We start from the raw sequence: 315 nt of genomic DNA, 5'->3' as shown, positions 1-315 counted from the left end.
TGCTCCTACGTCAAGTTTTGGTACTAAAAAAATTAGCCGTTTATCCTAATTCTTTCGGTGTTATACCAGTTAATGTAATTTTCAACTCTGAGGACTAAGTCCTCAAAACTAGTAAAACGTGTTTGAAAAATAAATTCTCGTTTAAGTAGCGAATGGAAAGCTTCGAGCGGACCGTTATCATATGGATAACCTTGTTTGGAATATGAATGCCTAATCAGGTGCCGCTTTAACAGGCCTTCATAAGCAATACTGGTGTATTGTGAACCCATATCAGAGTGCAAAAAGGTTGGCTTAGAAGCCCTGCTCAAGGCTTGC

Annotated in this window: 1 protein-coding gene; it reads right to left on the bottom strand. The window is 39.0% G+C overall.

All coding sequences use genetic code 11. The features are described from left to right. Positions 1 to 32: 32 nt before the first annotated feature. The coding region (locus FD09_RS15710) for an integrase core domain-containing protein (protein ID WP_157053877.1) at positions 33 to 315 on the bottom strand (283 nt) is incomplete at its 5' end.

The organism is Schleiferilactobacillus perolens DSM 12744, from assembly GCF_001435585.1.
In the GTDB taxonomy this organism is placed as follows: Bacteria; Bacillota; Bacilli; order Lactobacillales; family Lactobacillaceae; genus Schleiferilactobacillus; species Schleiferilactobacillus perolens.
This window is presented reverse-complemented; position numbering and strand designations above follow the sequence as displayed.